Raw genomic sequence first — 14348 nt, 5'->3', positions numbered from 1 at the left:
GCGAAAGGGCGACGGAGTTTCAATTCAGAATGGATATGGAGGGGCTTAGGAAAAGTTTTGTCCAGTAGCCGGGTTGTCAATCGCCCATGGCGCTGACGTCGATGTCCTTGAGGCCGATGCCGATGGTGGCGCGGGGCTGTTCGATCTCGGCCGAGGCGACCGGATAGGCGCAATAATCGGCGGCATAATAGGCGCTGGGGCGGTGGTTGCCGGATACGCCGACGCCGCCGAACGGGGCGGTGCCCGATGCGCCATTGGTGGGCCGGTTCCAGTTGATCACGCCGGCGCGGACATTGTCCCAGAATTGTGCATATTGTTCGGGACTGCCGCCGACGAGCGAGGCGGACAGGCCATAACGGCTGCTATTGGCCTCGGCGATGGCGGTTTCGAAATCGGGCACGCGCACGATCTGGAGCAGCGGGCCGAACAGTTCGACATCGGGCCGTTCCTGCATCGCGGTCACGTCGATGATCGCGGGCGTCAGGAAGGGCAGGCCCTTTTGCGGCCGGACCATATGCTTGATCGGCCGGCCGCCATGGCTCATCAGATAGAGGAAGCTTTCGGTCAGGCCATCGGCGGTCGGATTGTCGATGACCGGTCCCATATAGGGCTGCGGATCGGCATGGGGGTGATCGACGATCAGCCGGTCGGCGAGCTTCTTGACCTCGGCGATCAGGGCGTCGGCCATCGCGTCGCGCACGATCAGCCGGCTGGCGGCGGTGCAGCGCTGGCCGCTCGACAGGAAGGCGGACTGGATCACCAGCGCGGCGGCGGCGCCGATTTCCGGCGTGTCCCAGACGACCAGCGGATTGTTGCCGCCCATCTCGAGCGCCAGGATCTTGCCCGGCTGGGTGGCGAACTGGCGGTTGATGGCGATGCCGGTCTGGGCCGATCCGGTGAACAATATGCCCGCGACATCGGCATGGGCGGCCAGCGCCTTGCCTTCCTCCGCGCCGCCGAGCAGCAACTGGACGGCATCGGTGGGGACGCCCGCTTCATGATAGAAGCGCACCAGCATCTCGCCGACCGCCGGGGTCTTTTCCGACGGCTTGAAGATGACGGCATTGCCCGCCAGCAGCGCCGGGATGATGTGGCCATTGGGCAGATGGGCCGGGAAATTATAGGGGCCAAGCACCGCCATCACGCCATGGGGCTTGTGCCGCACCGACTGGCGGGCGCCCAGATTGGCCTCCAGCCGGCGCTGGCCGGTGCGTTCGGAATAGGCGGCGACCGATGTGTCGATCTTGGCCATGACCGCCGTCACCTCGGTCCGGGCGTCCCATAGCGGCTTTCCGGTTTCGCGGGCGATCAGGTCGGCCAGTTCCTCCTCATGGGCGCGCACGACATTGACGAAGCGGCGCAGCGTTTCGATGCGGAAGGCGACCGGCTGTGCGGCCCAGCGCGGCCAGCCGGTGCGGGCGCGGGCGACGATATCGTCCACGTCGCCGCTTTCGCCCTGCCATAGCAGGGCGCCGGTCGCGGGTTCATGGGACGTCAGCGAGGCGGACATGGTGCAGGATATGACCGAAAATGGTTAACGAAGGAAGAGCGGGGCATGGAGGGCGCTCTTCTACGTTCGGCCAATAGGAAATGTTCCGCTTAACTTCCCATATTTCCCGCATATTTGGACATTTAAGAACCGAAGTTGGAAATTTTATGATGCTGGGTCGATCCGGCCAGGGCGGGCGCCGATGCCGGATCGATCCTGTATCATCCTGCCGTCGAATAGGACAGCGCGGCCGCCTGTGAGCGGCGATCAGAAGCCGTAGCGGATCGACATTTCGGCGCTGCGCCGGGCTTCTTCGTTGCGAACCGCGGCAAGATCGGCCGGCGCTGTCCGATCGGTCAGGCGGTGGAGCAGGAACTGGCCGAAGCTCCATTCGCCCAGGTCCGACGCGGCGTTGATATGGCCGCTTTCGCCCGCGTCGGCGAACTGGCTGCCCCAGAATTGGGCGAGCCGCCGGGCGCTGGCAAAGTCGATATAGGGATCGTTGCGACTGGCGACGACGATCGAGGGGAAGGGGAGCAGCCCCTTGGGCGTGGGGCCGAAGCCGACGAGGCGGCGGTCGACCGCGCCGCTGTCCACTTCCGGCGGCGCCACCAGCAGGGCGCCGGCCACCTTGTCCCGCAACTGTCCGGTTTCGAACGCTGCCCACCAGGCGACCGCATGGCAGCCAAGGCTGTGCGCGGCCAGGATCACCGGCCCGTCAACCTGGGCGATGGCATGGCCCAGATTGGTGATCCAGGCATTGCGATGGGGCGCGTCCCAGCTGCCCAGTTCGACCCGATGGCAGTCGGGAAGCGCCTTTTCCCAAAGGCTTTGCCAATGGCCCGGACCGCTGTTCATCAGGCCGGGCACGGTCAGGATGGTGGGGGTCTGGTCATCCGACAGGGTGTGAATCGTCATCTGCACCTCCAAATCTATGGCGCGATTTTATCACTACTGATTTGATTGACAATAAAGCTTTGCTGATGCGTGGCGAAGTTGGGATGGATCGTCGTTCGCGGAAAATGCCAAATATAAAAATATATCGCCGACTGTTGGTGTAATTTTCGTGCGGCAAATGTGATTTGCGCGGACTTAGGCCCGATTTTCCGGGCTTTCGGTAAATTGGCACGGCCCCTGCAATGCTCCTGGCACGACCCGATCGGGGTCGCGGAACGAGATTTCAGGGAAGGAATTTGCTCATGAAGACCATCGCCATCATCGCCGCTGTCGCCGCCATGACCGTTGCTGCCGCGCCCGCCTTCGCCCAGCCGGAAGGCAAGTTCGGCAACGCCAAGGTCCGCTATGAAGAAAAGACCGACCGCTACTGCTTCCGCGAAGTGCAGCCCAGCACGCTGGTGCCGCGCGTCGATTGCCGCAGCAAGCAGGACTGGGCCGACGCGGGCCTGACCATCAGCCGCAAGCCGGCCGTCCAGCTGGCCCAGCGCTGAACGCCGGCTCCACCGATCCATCAAAATCAGGGAAGGAATTTGCTCATGAAGACCATCGCCATCATCGCCGCTGCCGCTGCCATGACCGCTGCCGCCACGCCCGCCTTCGCTCAGCCCGAAGGCAAGTTCGGCAATGCCAAGGTTAGCTATGAAGAAAAGGCCGACCGCTATTGCTTCCGCGAAGTGCAGCCGAGCACGCTGGTGCCGCGCGTCGATTGCCGCAGCAGGCAGGATTGGGCCGACGCTGGCCTGACCATCAGCCGCAAGTCGGCCGTCCAGCTTGCCCGGCGCTGAGGCGCAGTGCCTCCCGGCGAGAGGAAGCCGGGAGGCTGCCCAGATGGGGCGGATTTTGCGGCAGGTCGCGCCAGACCCGCGATCAACGCCGGAACGGCGTCGCCCCGATGTCGTTGGTTCGACGGACGCGGCCCGCGCATGGTTATCACGGGGCGGCCTGCGACCGATGGAGCGTCCCGTCCCGCCTTCCGGGGCAAAGGCGGGACGCTTTTTCCGTGTTACGCTGCTGCGAGCTGCGGTAATTGGCCGGACCGATCCGGATTCTTTCTGAAAATTGATGGCGGGTCTCGACCGGAAATCGACGCGACAGTCGAAGTTCACAGTGTCGTGAGGCTGATTTCGGGGAAAAGCACCGGTGATGCTCCTGCGACGCGCCGACGGCGCGCCTGTGAAGCGACACGCGCATCGAAATCGGGTCATCACCACGCCTCGGTGACGCGACAGTGGGGCGACAGTGAAGCGACGCCCGTGCGCCAGCAGGCGGTTGCGGAGCGACCGCGAGATGGCGTGAAGATCGTGTGATTGATTCATTTCCAAGGGTAGATCAGAGAAAGGCGGAGTAGGACAGGGTGGGAATGGCCATTTTTAGCCAATCCGATGCGGGATGTGCTTTCCGCAAAGTTGCCGTAAGCGGCTCCATTGCCCTGCAAGTATCGACCGGCCTGAGCGGCGGACTGCGCTGCTCTTGCTCATGTCTACCGCGCCTGACACGATGACTGCATGAGGATATGCAGCCTGCCGCTGATCGTGATTGCATTGGAAGCCTGCACACCGGCCGTAAGTGAACCGGCAGGACCATGCACAGAGAATTTCTGCCTCCCCGATGGGGCTAAGATCACCCGCACCCAAGAAGGGCCAGATTTTAACGTCCATGATGTCTCATGGATGAGCCAGAGGTTCGGCATCTACGAGGGCAATCATCCCCAAAAGGGGGATCAGGGCAGCCGCGCAGCCGTCAAGCTCCGCATTGACTCCAAGGCTCACATTGGCGTCGCGGAGGGGCGTGGCAGGATCATCGTCGCCACCGGGAAAGGCTGGCCCGCCTTTTTGGACGTAATGGGGCCGTGCAGGTCGGATAAGGACTGCATGCTCGTGAAGTTTGCCGAGGGACTGAGGGGGCGGTGAAGTCTGAATGGGCCAGAAAGACCGGACGGTCGCGCATCGACCATTTTTCGACGTTCGCATGGTTCCCCACTGATCTCAATTGCAGACGTTCTGGCAAAGCTGCAAACAGGCTCGATGGAACAGCCCATTCATGAGCCTAGATGCAACACATGCGGTCGCATTCTTGGCATAGATGCCGATCCCCTTTCCACGAACTGTGGCGGTGATTGTTGGGGATGCGTTGGCGAACTAGAGGCGGATGGATGGCCAGCGTCTGCGGAAAAGGTATCTGCTGAGGTAGCTTCTGGGCTTCGCGACCCTGATGGCTCAGTGAAGCCCTCGCAACGATAGGCCAAGATCGACCAGAAGCGGGCGTTTCCTACTCCCCTCCCTTCCAGGGAGGGGCCGGGGGTGGGTGCGCCGCGTAGCGGCGGTCTACGGTCGATAGGGCAGAAGCTCGCTACGCTCGCAACCCACCCCAACCCCTCCCTGGAAGGGAGGGGCTATGTCTTGTTCCCACCCCATTCCGCCACGCGATCAGGTGTGGTGACACTTGCTTTGCCGGGTCTGGGCCTTTCTTACGGCAGTGCGGGCGCTGCCCCATGCGCCTCGCCCATGCGGCGGATGGCGGCGACCTTGGCGTGGAGCGGGGACCAGTCGTCGGACTGGTCGATCGCGCTCCAGATCGCTTCCACCTCGTCGATATGCATGGAGCAGGGGGCTTCGTCCGACCAATAGGCGTGGTCGCGGGCGCCAGGGATGGGCGGGTGGTCGGCCAGCGTGTCGCGCAGTTCGGCCCAGATCGGTTCGCTGTAACGCGCCGGATTGCGGGGCGTGCCGCCGCGCCAGTCGTGGAAGAAGATATCGATCGGCGTCGCGGTGGTCATCATCGCGCGCACGGCGGTTTCGGTCATGGCGGCGCTGTCCGTGCTTGGCTGGACGCCGAGGCGCCAGCAGAAGCGGCGCTGCATCGCCTGGGCATAGAGGGTGGGGAAGCGTTCGAGCTGTTCGATCAGCGGCGGCGCTTCGCTGAGCGGACGCAGCGAGACGGCGAGCTGGGCGACATCCCAGTGGATCGCCTCGGCCTGGCGGGCGAAGGCGTAGAGGCCGGCATGGTCGAAATAGGCGGCGATGAAATTAGCGTCCCAGAGCGGCGTGAAGCGCCAGGGGCCATAGTCGAAGCTTTCGCCGGTGACATTGATATTGTCGCTGTTGAGCACGCCATGGACGAAGCCGGCGACCATGTAGCTGGCGGCAAGGTCGGCGGTGCGATCGACCACGCGGCCGAGCAGTTGGGCGGGCGGGTTGTCGCCGGGCTGCTCCCCATAGAGGCGGGTGAGGGCATAGTCTGTCAGTTTTTCGAGCAGCGCATTATCCTCGATATAGGCGGCGCGCTGGAAGCTGCCGATGCGGATGTGCGAATGGCTGAGGCGGACCATCGCCGCGCCGCGCGTGGGGGATGGCTCGTCATTGCGCTCCAGCGCCTCGCCGGTCTCGATGATCGAGAAGGTCTTCGACGTGTTGACGCCCAGCGCCTCCAGCATCTCGGTCGCCAAAATCTCGCGCACGCCGCCCTTGAGCGTCAGGCGCCCGTCGCCAAAGCGGCTATAGGGGGTCTGGCCCGATCCCTTAGTGCCAAGGTCGAGCAGGCGGCCGTCCGCGTCGCGCATCTGGGCGAAGAGGAAGCCGCGGCCGTCGCCGATATCGGGATTATAATGGCGGAACTGATGGCCATGGTAACGCAGGGCGAGCGGCTGGGGGAGGTTGTCGGGCAGGGGCGCGAAGCGGCCGAAATGGGCTATCCATTCGGCGTCGCTCAGATGATCGAGGCCGATGGTGGCGGCGGCGCGATCATTGCGGAACCGCAACAGGGTCTGTGGAAAGTCCGCAGCATGCACCGGATCGGCGATGTCGGGCATCAGCGCGGTGATTTCCGTGGCGGGGCTGTAATTGGCGGCTTGCGGCTTGTTGTCCATGCGGCGATATGGGGGAGCATGGGCGGAAGGATCAAGCTTGACCGGCTATAGTGACGCATATTGGTGGTCCCCGGACGGACTGCGGCTGCATTATCGCGACTATGCGGGCGGCGAGGACGGGCGGCCGCCCGTGCTGTGCCTGCCGGGGCTGACCCGCAATGCGCGCGATTTCGAGCCGCTGGCGCAGCGGCTGGCGGGCGAGTGGCGGGTGATCTGCCCGGATATGCGGGGGCGCGCGGAAAGCGCCTATGCCAAGGATCCGATGAGCTATGTGCCGCTCACCTATTTGCAGGATATCGGCCGGTTGCTGGCGGACCTGGCGATCACCCGCTTCGTGGCGGTCGGCACGTCGCTGGGCGGGATCATCACCATGCTCATCGCCGCGACCCATCGCGAATGGCTGGCCGGCGCGGTGCTGAATGATGTCGGCCCGACGCTGGACGAGGCGGGGCTGGACCGGATTCGCGGCTATGTCGGCGTGGGTCAGTCGCACCCCAGCTGGGTCCATGCGGCCCGCGCGCTGGAGGAAGCGAATGGCGATGTCTATCCGGCCTATGGGCTGGAGCAGTGGCTGGCGATGGCCAAGCGCCTCTATCGGCTGAACAGCGGCGGGCGGATCGTGCTCGACTATGACATGCGCATCGCCGAGCCGCTGCGCGCGCCGGGCGGCGAAGCGGGTGTCGACATGTGGCCGGTGATGGCGGCGTTTCAGGGCATTCCGACCCTGTTGCTGCGTGGCGGCCGATCGGACCTGTTGAGCGCGCCGACGGCGGAGCGGATGGCGCGCGAGGTGGGGGCAAGCGCGGAACTGGTGACGGTGCCTGATGTCGGCCATGCGCCGGCACTGGACGAGCCGGAGGCGGCGGCCGGGATCGACCGCCTGCTGGAACGCGTGCTGCGTGGTTGATGGCGGCGGCGTGAGGCGGGGCGAGCCGCCGCGCATCCTGCATATCCATGGCAGCTTTACTTTGGGCGGCAAGGAAGCCCGCGCGATCCGGCTGATGAACATCTGGGGCGACAAGGCGCGGCACAGCATCGTCAGCGCTGCGCCCGAGGCGCTGGGTGCCCGCAGCGCGATCGCGCCACAGGTGCCGGTCGATTTTCCCGCTGCGCCGCCCTTTGCCGGGCGGCCGGGGCTGGCACGGTTTCGTGCGATCGCGCAGTTCCTGTCCGGCTATGACCTGGTGCTGGGCTATAATTGGGGGGCGATGGACGGGGTGATGGCGCAGCGGCTGTTCGCCCGGTCGATGCGCCTGCCGCCGCTGATCCATCATGAGGATGGCTTCAACGCCGATGAGGCGGCGGGGCTGAAGCCGCAGCGCAATCTCTATCGGCGCATGGCGCTGGGCCGGGCGCAGGCGCTGGTGGTGCCGTCGGCCCGGCTGGAGCGGATCGCGCATCAGGCGTGGAAGCAGCCGGCGGGCAAGGTGCATCTGATCCGCAACGGCATCGATGTGGCGCGCTATGCGCAGGCACCGACACCGGATGCGATACCGGGTCTGGTGCGCACGCCGGGCAAGCTGCTGGTCGGCACGCTGGCAGGGCTGCGCGCGGTCAAGAATATTCCCCGGCTGGTGCGCGCGGTGGCCGCCCATCGCGAACGGCTGCAACTGGTGGTGGTGGGCGAGGGGCCGGAGCGCGACGCGATCCTGGCCGAGGCGGCGGCGCAGGGGCTGGACGATATCTGTCTGGCCGGGTTCATGACCGACCCCTGGCGCTTCATCGGCCTGTTCGACATTTTTGCCCTGTCGTCGGACAGCGAGCAGTTCCCGATCTCGCTGGTTGAGGCGATGGCGGCCGGACTGCCGGTGGCGTCGACCGATGTCGGCGACGTCGCCAATATGGTCGCGCCGGCCAACCGCCCCTTCGTCGCGGCGGACGAGCAGGGGCTGGCCGACGCGCTCGGGACGCTGGCCGCCGACCCGCAATTGCGCGCCGCATTGGGGGCGGCAAACCGGGCGCGGGCGCAGCGCGATTATGACGAAAAGACCATGGTTGACGCCTATGCCGCATTATATGGCGAGGCTCTGGCCAGCCCCCACATTTTGCGCTAGGGCGCCCTACAGTTCGTCATCCCTGACAAAAACTGTTATAGGACGACATTTCAACCGGTCTGGGGAGGCCGGTTCATTTCGCGGGAGAAGTCGTTGTTCAAGGGTTTGAAACCCATCGTCTATGGTGGCCGTGAAGTCTGGCCGCTGGTCGAAGGTGGCAAGGGTGTTGCTGTTTCCAACCATGCCAGTTCGGGCGCCTGGGCGGCTGCCGGGGGCATCGGCACGGTATCGGCGGTCAATGCCGACAGCTATGACTCCATGGGCAATATCATCCCGCAAATCTATCATGGCCGCACCCGCCGCGACCGCCATGAGGAACTGATCGCCTATGCCATCGACGGTGCCGTCGAGCAGGTGAAGCGCGCCTATGAGATTGCCGGCGGCAAGGGCGCGATCAACATCAACGTGCTGTGGGAAATGGGCGGTGCGCAGCGCGTGCTGCACGGCGTGCTGGAAAAGACCAAGGGCATGGTCGCCGGCGTCACCTGTGGCGCGGGCATGCCCTACAAGCTCAGCGAAATCGCTGCCTCCTACAATGTCAGCTATCTGCCGATCGTGTCGTCGGGCCGGGCCTTCCGCGCGCTGTGGAAGCGCGCTTATTCCAAGGCATCGGAATGGCTGGGCGCGGTGGTCTATGAAGATCCCTGGCTGGCCGGCGGCCACAACGGCCTGTCGAATGCGGAAGATCCGCGTGCGCCGCAGGACCCCTATCCGCGCGTGCGCGACCTGCGCGCCACGATGCGCGAAGGCGGCATTTCCGACGACGTGCCGATCGTCATGGCCGGCGGCGTCTGGGCGCTCAAGGACTGGAACGACTGGATCGACAATCCCGAACTGGGTGCGATCATGTTCCAGTTCGGCACCCGTCCGCTGCTGACCCAGGAAAGCCCGATCCCGCAGGATTGGAAGGACCGGCTGATGCAGCTGGAACCGGGCGACGTGCTGCTGCACAAATTCTCGCCCACCGGCTTCTACAGCTCGGCGATCCGCAATCCCTTCCTGCGCTCGCTCGAAGCGCGGTCGGACCGCCAGATCCCGTTCAGCACCGAGCAGGCAGGCGACCATACCCACCAGCTCGACGCGGGCGTGAAGGGCAAGAATTTCTGGGTGACGGTCGGCGACCTGCTGCGCGCGCGCGAATGGGTGGGTCAGGGCTTCACCTCCGCGCTCAAGACGCCGGACAACACGCTCGTCTTCGTGACCGAGGAAGAGAAGGCGGAAATCCGCAAGGACCAGACCGACTGCATGGGCTGCCTGTCGCAGTGCAGCTTCTCCAGCTGGATGGACAGCGAGACCAACTCGACCGGTCGCCTGGCTGATCCGCGCAGCTTCTGCATCCAGAAGTCGCTGCAGGAATCGGTCCATGGCGGCGACCTGGACAAGAATCTGCTGTTCGCCGGCCATGCTGCCTATCGCTTCAAGCAGGACCCCTTCTATTCGAACGGGTTCGTGCCGACCGTGAAGCAGCTGGTCGACCGCATCCTGACCGGCGACTGATGGCAGCGGATATTCAGGGGCTGGCGGTGCTGCAATATGACACGCCGCATTTCGACGTGGTACGGCCGGGGCAGTTCGTGCTCTGCGCCGTATCGGGCGCGCGAATCGACCTCGACGACCTGAAATATTGGAGCGCGGAGTTTCAGGAAGCCTATCGCGGGCCGGAGGAGGCGACTGCCTCCTTCCTGCGCCACCGCGGTGCAGCATTTCGCTGAACCGCGGTAAGTACCTGCCACTATTCGGCTTTTTGGCATCGTTCTATTAGTTGAATGATCGCTGTGCGCTGCAGCGAAAATTTCAAGATGTTGTGATTTCCATTCATCGCCCCGGCGGCACGTTTTGTCGTGAGATTGCTGTTCCCACGTCCATTTATCTGATGTATTCTTCCTCAACAGGCGGCGCAGATCGTCTTTTGGGTGAAGGATGTGTCAGATGTCTCGAATTGATGTCTTCGGCGATCGTATCTGTCTGGTGAGCAGCCTGCTGATCCTGGGCTGGTTCATTTACAACGTGTCCTTCTAAACAGGACGCGACCGGGAAAGGCAGGGCGATCCATTTGGCGATGCAAGTCGCTGGATGCGCTTTGTTTTTTTCGGATCCTGCTGGATTTTCCTCTCCTTTTGACAGCGGTATCGGCTGGCAATTGCTGCCGGAACCGATATGAACGACGGGAATGCTTTTAACAGGGCGTCCTCGGGGCGCCCGTTCACGCCAGTCATGGGAGTTGCCCGCCGTGAAAACCCGCGCCGCCGTCGCCTTCGAAGCGAAGAAGCCCCTCGAAATCGTCGAAGTCGATCTGGAAGGCCCCAAGGCGGGCGAAGTCCTGGTCGAGATCATGGCGACCGGCATCTGCCATACCGATGCCTATACGCTGGACGGGTTCGACAGCGAGGGCATCTTCCCTTCGATCCTGGGCCATGAGGGCGCGGGCATCGTCCGCGAAGTGGGGGCTGGCGTCACCAGCCTGGTGCCGGGCGACCATGTCATCCCGCTCTACACCCCCGAATGCCGCCAGTGTAAGTCGTGCCTGAGCGGCAAGACGAACCTCTGCACCGCGATCCGCGCGACCCAGGGCAAGGGGCTGATGCCCGACGGCACGACCCGCTTTTCCTACAAGGGCCAGCCGATCTTTCATTATATGGGTTGTTCGACCTTCTCCAACTTCACCGTCCTGCCCGAGATCGCGCTGGCCAAGATCCGCGAGGACGCGCCGTTCCAGAGCAGCTGCTATATCGGCTGCGGGGTGACCACGGGCGTGGGCGCGGTGATCAACACCGCCAAGGTGCAGGTGGGCGACAATGTCGTGATCTTCGGCCTGGGCGGCATCGGCCTCAACGTCATCCAGGGCGCGCGCCTGGCCGGTGCGAACAAGATCATCGGCGTCGACATCAATCCCGATCGTGAGGAATGGGGCCGCAGGTTCGGCATGACCGAATTCCTCAACTCCAGGGGCATGAGCCGCGAGGAGGTGGTCGCCGCGATCGTCGCGATGACCGATGGTGGCGCGGACTACACGTTCGACGCCACTGGCAACACCGAAGTGATGCGCGTGGCGCTGGAAGCCTGCCATCGCGGCTGGGGCACCAGCATCATCATCGGCGTGGCCGAGGCCGGCAAGGAAATCAGTACCCGCCCGTTCCAGCTGGTCACGGGCCGCAACTGGCGCGGCACGGCCTTTGGCGGGGCCAAGGGCCGCACCGACGTGCCCAAGATCGTCGACATGTACATGACCGGCAAGATCGAGATCGACCCGATGATCACCCATGTCATGGGGCTGGAGGACATCAACAAGGGGTTCGACCTGATGCATGCGGGCGAGAGCATCCGCAGCGTCGTCGTCTTCTGACCCGATAACCCAACAGGAGAGTGACCATGTTCAGCCATGTGATGGTGGGATCGAATGATCTCGACGCTTCGCGCGCCTTTTATGACGCGCTGTTCGGTGCGGTCGGCGGCAAGCCGGCGATGCAGGACGACAAGGGGCGGCTGATCTACATGCATGACGGCGCGCTGTTCATGGTGACAAAGCCGATCGACGGGGAGCCGGCCTGCCATGCCAATGGCGGCACGATCGGTTTCCGCATGACATCGGCCGAGCAGGCCGATGCCTGGCATGCGGCCGGGGTCGCGGCGGGTGGCACGGCTTGCGAAGATCCGCCGGGCGTGCGCGAGGGCGGTTTCGGCAAGCTCTATCTCGCCTATCTGCGCGATCCCGCCGGCAACAAGCTGTGCGGCCTGCATCGGATCGGCTGAGGAAGGGAGAGCCAAGTGGAGACGGTTTCGACCAATCAGGCCTTTGGCGGCATCCAGGGCGTCTATCGCCATGCCTCGCGCGAGACGGGGACGGAGATGACCTTCTCCGTTTTCGTGCCGCCGCATGCGCCCGGCACGAAGCTGCCGGTGGTCTGGTATCTGTCCGGCCTTACCTGCACCCATGCCAATGTGACCGAGAAGGGCGAGTTCCGCCGGGCCTGCGCGGAACTGGGCCTGATCTTCGTCGCGCCCGATACCTCGCCGCGCGGCGAGGGCGTGGCCGACGATCCGGACGGCGCCTGGGACTTTGGCCTGGGCGCAGGCTTCTATGTCGATGCGACGCAGGCGCCCTATGCCGCCCATTATCGCATGTGGTCCTATGTGACGCAGGAATTGCCGGCGTTGATCGCCGAGCAGTTCCCCGCCGACATGGATCGCCAGTCGATCATGGGGCACAGCATGGGCGGCCATGGTGCGCTGACCGTCGGGCTGACCTATCCCGATCGTTATCGTGCCGTGTCGGCCTTTGCGCCGATCGTGGCGCCGGGGCAGGTGCCTTGGGGCGAGAAGGCGCTGGGCGGCTATCTGGGCGCGGACCGGGCGGCGTGGCGCAAGCATGACGCGGTCGCGCTGATCGAGGATGGAGCGCGGATCGATGCGCTGCTGGTGGATCAGGGCGCTGGGGACAGCTTCCTGGAGGGGCAGTTGCGCCCCGAATTGCTGCGCACGGCTTGCGACGCGGCGGGCATCGACCTGACGCTCAATCTGCGCGAAGGCTATGACCATAGCTATTATTTCATTTCCAGCTTCATGGACGATCATCTGCGCTGGCAGGCGGCGCGGCTTGGCTGAGCAATTGGGCTGATCGCGGGCCGTCCGGGCAAAGCCCGGATGGTCGCGGCACAAGATAAGCTATTTTGCCTTTCTCAACTGGATCGGTAGATAGAGTGCTGAGCGTTTCGCTCCGCGGCTTTTGAAGGATGTCAGCTTGCTCCGCGTCACCAACGGCTAAAGCGCACGGTACCCAAGCGACAACGCCCGGTTTCGTGTTCCTCCCGCAAAAGGAGAAGACGATGACCCATAAGCAAGCTCGTGTCCGCCAGCAGCGGCAGGACCAGACCCCGCAAATCCACATTCCCCATAGCAGCTGGTCGCGCGTCGAGCGCAATCGCAGTGCTGAGGCCGTGCTGGCGCCGGGCGATTTCTGGGCGCGGCTGGGACTTTAACGGCCGTTGGCTTCGCGCTTGTCGAGAAGGCGCGTAATAGGGTTCTCGACAGGCTCGAACCGAACGGATGTCGGGCCGCTTAGCCGTCCTAGCGAAACACAACCGTCTTGCCGCCATTGCGCAGCACGCGTCGGTCGGCGAGCCAGCCGACGGCGCGGGCCAGCACCTGGGCCTCGATATCGCGGCCGATGCGGATCATGTCGTCGGCGGTGGCACGATGGTCGACGCGCTCGACCGCCTGTTCGATGATCGGCCCTTCGTCGAGATCGGCGGTGACGAAATGGGCGGTCGCGCCGATCAGCTTGACGCCGCGCTCATGGGCGCGGTGATAGGGGCGGGCGCCCTTGAAGCCGGGCAGGAAGCTGTGATGGATGTTGACGCAGCGGCCCGCCAGCCGATCGACCAGATTTTCCGACAGCACCTGCATATAGCGGGCGAGGATCAGATATTCCGACCGGCTGCGATCGAACAGGTCGAGCAGGGCGGCCTCCTGCGCGGCCTTGTCGCCATTAAGCGGCAGCTCATGATAGGGGATGCCGTGCCATTCGGTGATGCGGCGCATGTCGGGATGGTTGGACACCACCCCCATGATGTCGACCGCCAACGTGCCGGTCTGCCAGCGGTGCAGCAGGTCGGCGAGGCAGTGCGACCCCTTCGACACGGCGATCAGCATGCGCGGGCGTTCTGCCGCTTCAGTGAGGCGCCAGTCCATGGCGAAGCGGGTGCCGATGTCGGCAAATTCGTCGCGCAGACCGGCTGTGTCGAAGCGCATGCCGGTGTCGGTCGCCTCGAACGCGACGCGCATGAAGAAGAGGCCGGCCTCGCGATCGGCATATTGCTGGCTGTCGGTGATGAAGCCGCCCCGTTCGGCGAGGAACTGGCTGACCGCCGCGACGATGCCGACGCGATCGGCACAGACCAGGGTCAATATCCAGGACGGGATGGTCTTGTCGTTCACTCTGCGGCTCCCAGCAATTCTGCCGAGGCGTTGCCCCAAGCCGGGGCTG

Annotated in this window: 14 protein-coding genes; 10 read left to right on the top strand and 4 right to left on the bottom strand. The window is 64.4% G+C overall.

The window, feature by feature from the left end; translation table 11 throughout:
* Positions 1-76 precede the first annotated feature (76 nt).
* Both astD and DIZ22_RS08160 read right to left on the bottom strand, forming a co-directional pair.
* Positions 77-1510, bottom strand: a complete 1434-nt coding sequence (astD, locus tag DIZ22_RS08165) for a succinylglutamate-semialdehyde dehydrogenase (RefSeq protein WP_048936928.1) — start codon at positions 1508-1510, stop codon at positions 77-79.
* 246 nt (positions 1511-1756) lie between these two features.
* Positions 1757-2407, bottom strand: coding sequence for an alpha/beta hydrolase (locus DIZ22_RS08160; protein WP_170828690.1), 651 nt, complete (start codon positions 2405-2407; stop codon positions 1757-1759).
* Positions 2408-2688: 281 nt separating this feature from the next.
* On the opposite strand from DIZ22_RS08160, the gene DIZ22_RS08155 reads away from it, so the two are divergent.
* Both DIZ22_RS08155 and DIZ22_RS08150 read left to right on the top strand, forming a co-directional pair.
* The gene (locus DIZ22_RS08155; protein WP_048936927.1) at positions 2689-2937 is read left to right on the top strand and encodes a hypothetical protein; all 249 of its coding nucleotides are present in this window, start codon (positions 2689-2691) and stop codon (positions 2935-2937) included.
* A gap of 45 nt (positions 2938-2982) precedes the next feature.
* On the top strand, positions 2983-3231 hold the full coding sequence (locus DIZ22_RS08150; protein WP_048936926.1) for a hypothetical protein: 249 nt from the start codon (positions 2983-2985) through the stop codon (positions 3229-3231).
* A 1682-nt stretch (positions 3232-4913) separates the two neighbouring features.
* On the opposite strand, the gene DIZ22_RS08135 is transcribed toward DIZ22_RS08150, so the two are convergent.
* Positions 4914-6311 carry a protein adenylyltransferase SelO family protein gene (locus tag DIZ22_RS08135; RefSeq protein WP_048936924.1) on the bottom strand — a complete coding sequence of 466 codons (1398 nt, stop codon included), beginning with the start codon at positions 6309-6311 and terminating at the stop codon, positions 4914-4916.
* Between the two features lie 37 nt (positions 6312-6348).
* Here DIZ22_RS08135 and DIZ22_RS08130 point away from each other — a divergent pair, with 37 nt between their 5' ends.
* The 8 genes from DIZ22_RS08130 (at position 6349) to DIZ22_RS21735 (ending at position 13341) form a co-directional block, all read left to right on the top strand.
* The gene (locus DIZ22_RS08130) at positions 6349-7218 is read left to right on the top strand and encodes an alpha/beta hydrolase (protein WP_048936923.1); all 870 of its coding nucleotides are present in this window, start codon (positions 6349-6351) and stop codon (positions 7216-7218) included.
* On the top strand, positions 7211-8365 hold the full coding sequence (locus DIZ22_RS08125) for a glycosyltransferase (protein ID WP_122928093.1): 1155 nt from the start codon (positions 7211-7213) through the stop codon (positions 8363-8365). The genes DIZ22_RS08130 and DIZ22_RS08125 overlap by 8 nt, the downstream gene beginning before the upstream one ends.
* A 93-nt stretch (positions 8366-8458) precedes the next feature.
* Entirely contained in the window at positions 8459-9862 is a 1404-nt protein-coding gene (locus DIZ22_RS08120) for a nitronate monooxygenase (protein ID WP_004212237.1), read from the top strand.
* On the top strand, positions 9862-10077 hold the full coding sequence (locus tag DIZ22_RS08115) for a DUF2093 domain-containing protein (RefSeq protein ID WP_048936921.1): 216 nt from the start codon (positions 9862-9864) through the stop codon (positions 10075-10077). Before DIZ22_RS08120 ends, DIZ22_RS08115 begins: the two co-directional genes overlap by 1 nt.
* Before the next feature lie 518 nt (positions 10078-10595).
* Positions 10596-11708 (top strand): S-(hydroxymethyl)glutathione dehydrogenase/class III alcohol dehydrogenase, encoded by a 1113-nt coding sequence (locus DIZ22_RS08110; protein ID WP_048937047.1) that lies wholly within the window; start codon positions 10596-10598, stop codon positions 11706-11708.
* A 26-nt stretch (positions 11709-11734) separates the two neighbouring features.
* Positions 11735-12115, top strand: coding sequence for a VOC family protein (locus DIZ22_RS08105; protein WP_048936920.1), 381 nt, complete (start codon positions 11735-11737; stop codon positions 12113-12115).
* A 15-nt stretch (positions 12116-12130) separates the two neighbouring features.
* Entirely contained in the window at positions 12131-12967 is an 837-nt protein-coding gene (fghA, locus tag DIZ22_RS08100) for an S-formylglutathione hydrolase (protein WP_048936919.1), read from the top strand.
* Positions 12968-13188: 221 nt separating this feature from the next.
* The gene (locus DIZ22_RS21735; RefSeq protein WP_010338958.1) at positions 13189-13341 is read left to right on the top strand and encodes a hypothetical protein; all 153 of its coding nucleotides are present in this window, start codon (positions 13189-13191) and stop codon (positions 13339-13341) included.
* A gap of 88 nt (positions 13342-13429) precedes the next feature.
* On the opposite strand, the gene purU is transcribed toward DIZ22_RS21735, so the two are convergent.
* Positions 13430-14299: a formyltetrahydrofolate deformylase gene (purU, locus tag DIZ22_RS08095; protein WP_048936918.1), complete on the bottom strand. Its 870-nt coding sequence runs from the start codon at positions 14297-14299 to the stop codon at positions 13430-13432.
* Between the last annotated feature and the right edge of the window lie 49 nt (positions 14300-14348).

It is taken from the genome of Sphingobium sp. LF-16, from assembly GCF_003711185.1.
Lineage (GTDB): Bacteria > Pseudomonadota > Alphaproteobacteria > Sphingomonadales > Sphingomonadaceae > Sphingobium > Sphingobium yanoikuyae_A.
Note: the sequence above shows the minus strand (reverse complement) of the source record. Positions and strands in the feature narration are given on the sequence as shown.

Bases quoted from the DNA above. Each gene is read 5' to 3' on its own strand.
- astD (WP_048936928.1), bottom strand. From the start codon at position 1,510: ATGTCCGCCTCGCTGACGTCCCATGAACCCGCGACCGGCGCCCTGCTA.
- DIZ22_RS08160 (WP_170828690.1), bottom strand. From the start codon at position 2,407: ATGACGATTCACACCCTGTCGGATGACCAGACCCCCACCATCCTGACC.
- DIZ22_RS08155 (WP_048936927.1), top strand. From the start codon at position 2,689: ATGAAGACCATCGCCATCATCGCCGCTGTCGCCGCCATGACCGTTGCT.
- DIZ22_RS08150 (WP_048936926.1), top strand. From the start codon at position 2,983: ATGAAGACCATCGCCATCATCGCCGCTGCCGCTGCCATGACCGCTGCC.
- DIZ22_RS08135 (WP_048936924.1), bottom strand. From the start codon at position 6,311: ATGGACAACAAGCCGCAAGCCGCCAATTACAGCCCCGCCACGGAAATC.
- DIZ22_RS08115 (WP_048936921.1), top strand. From the start codon at position 9,862: ATGGCAGCGGATATTCAGGGGCTGGCGGTGCTGCAATATGACACGCCG.
- DIZ22_RS08105 (WP_048936920.1), top strand. From the start codon at position 11,735: ATGTTCAGCCATGTGATGGTGGGATCGAATGATCTCGACGCTTCGCGC.
- DIZ22_RS21735 (WP_010338958.1), top strand. From the start codon at position 13,189: ATGACCCATAAGCAAGCTCGTGTCCGCCAGCAGCGGCAGGACCAGACC.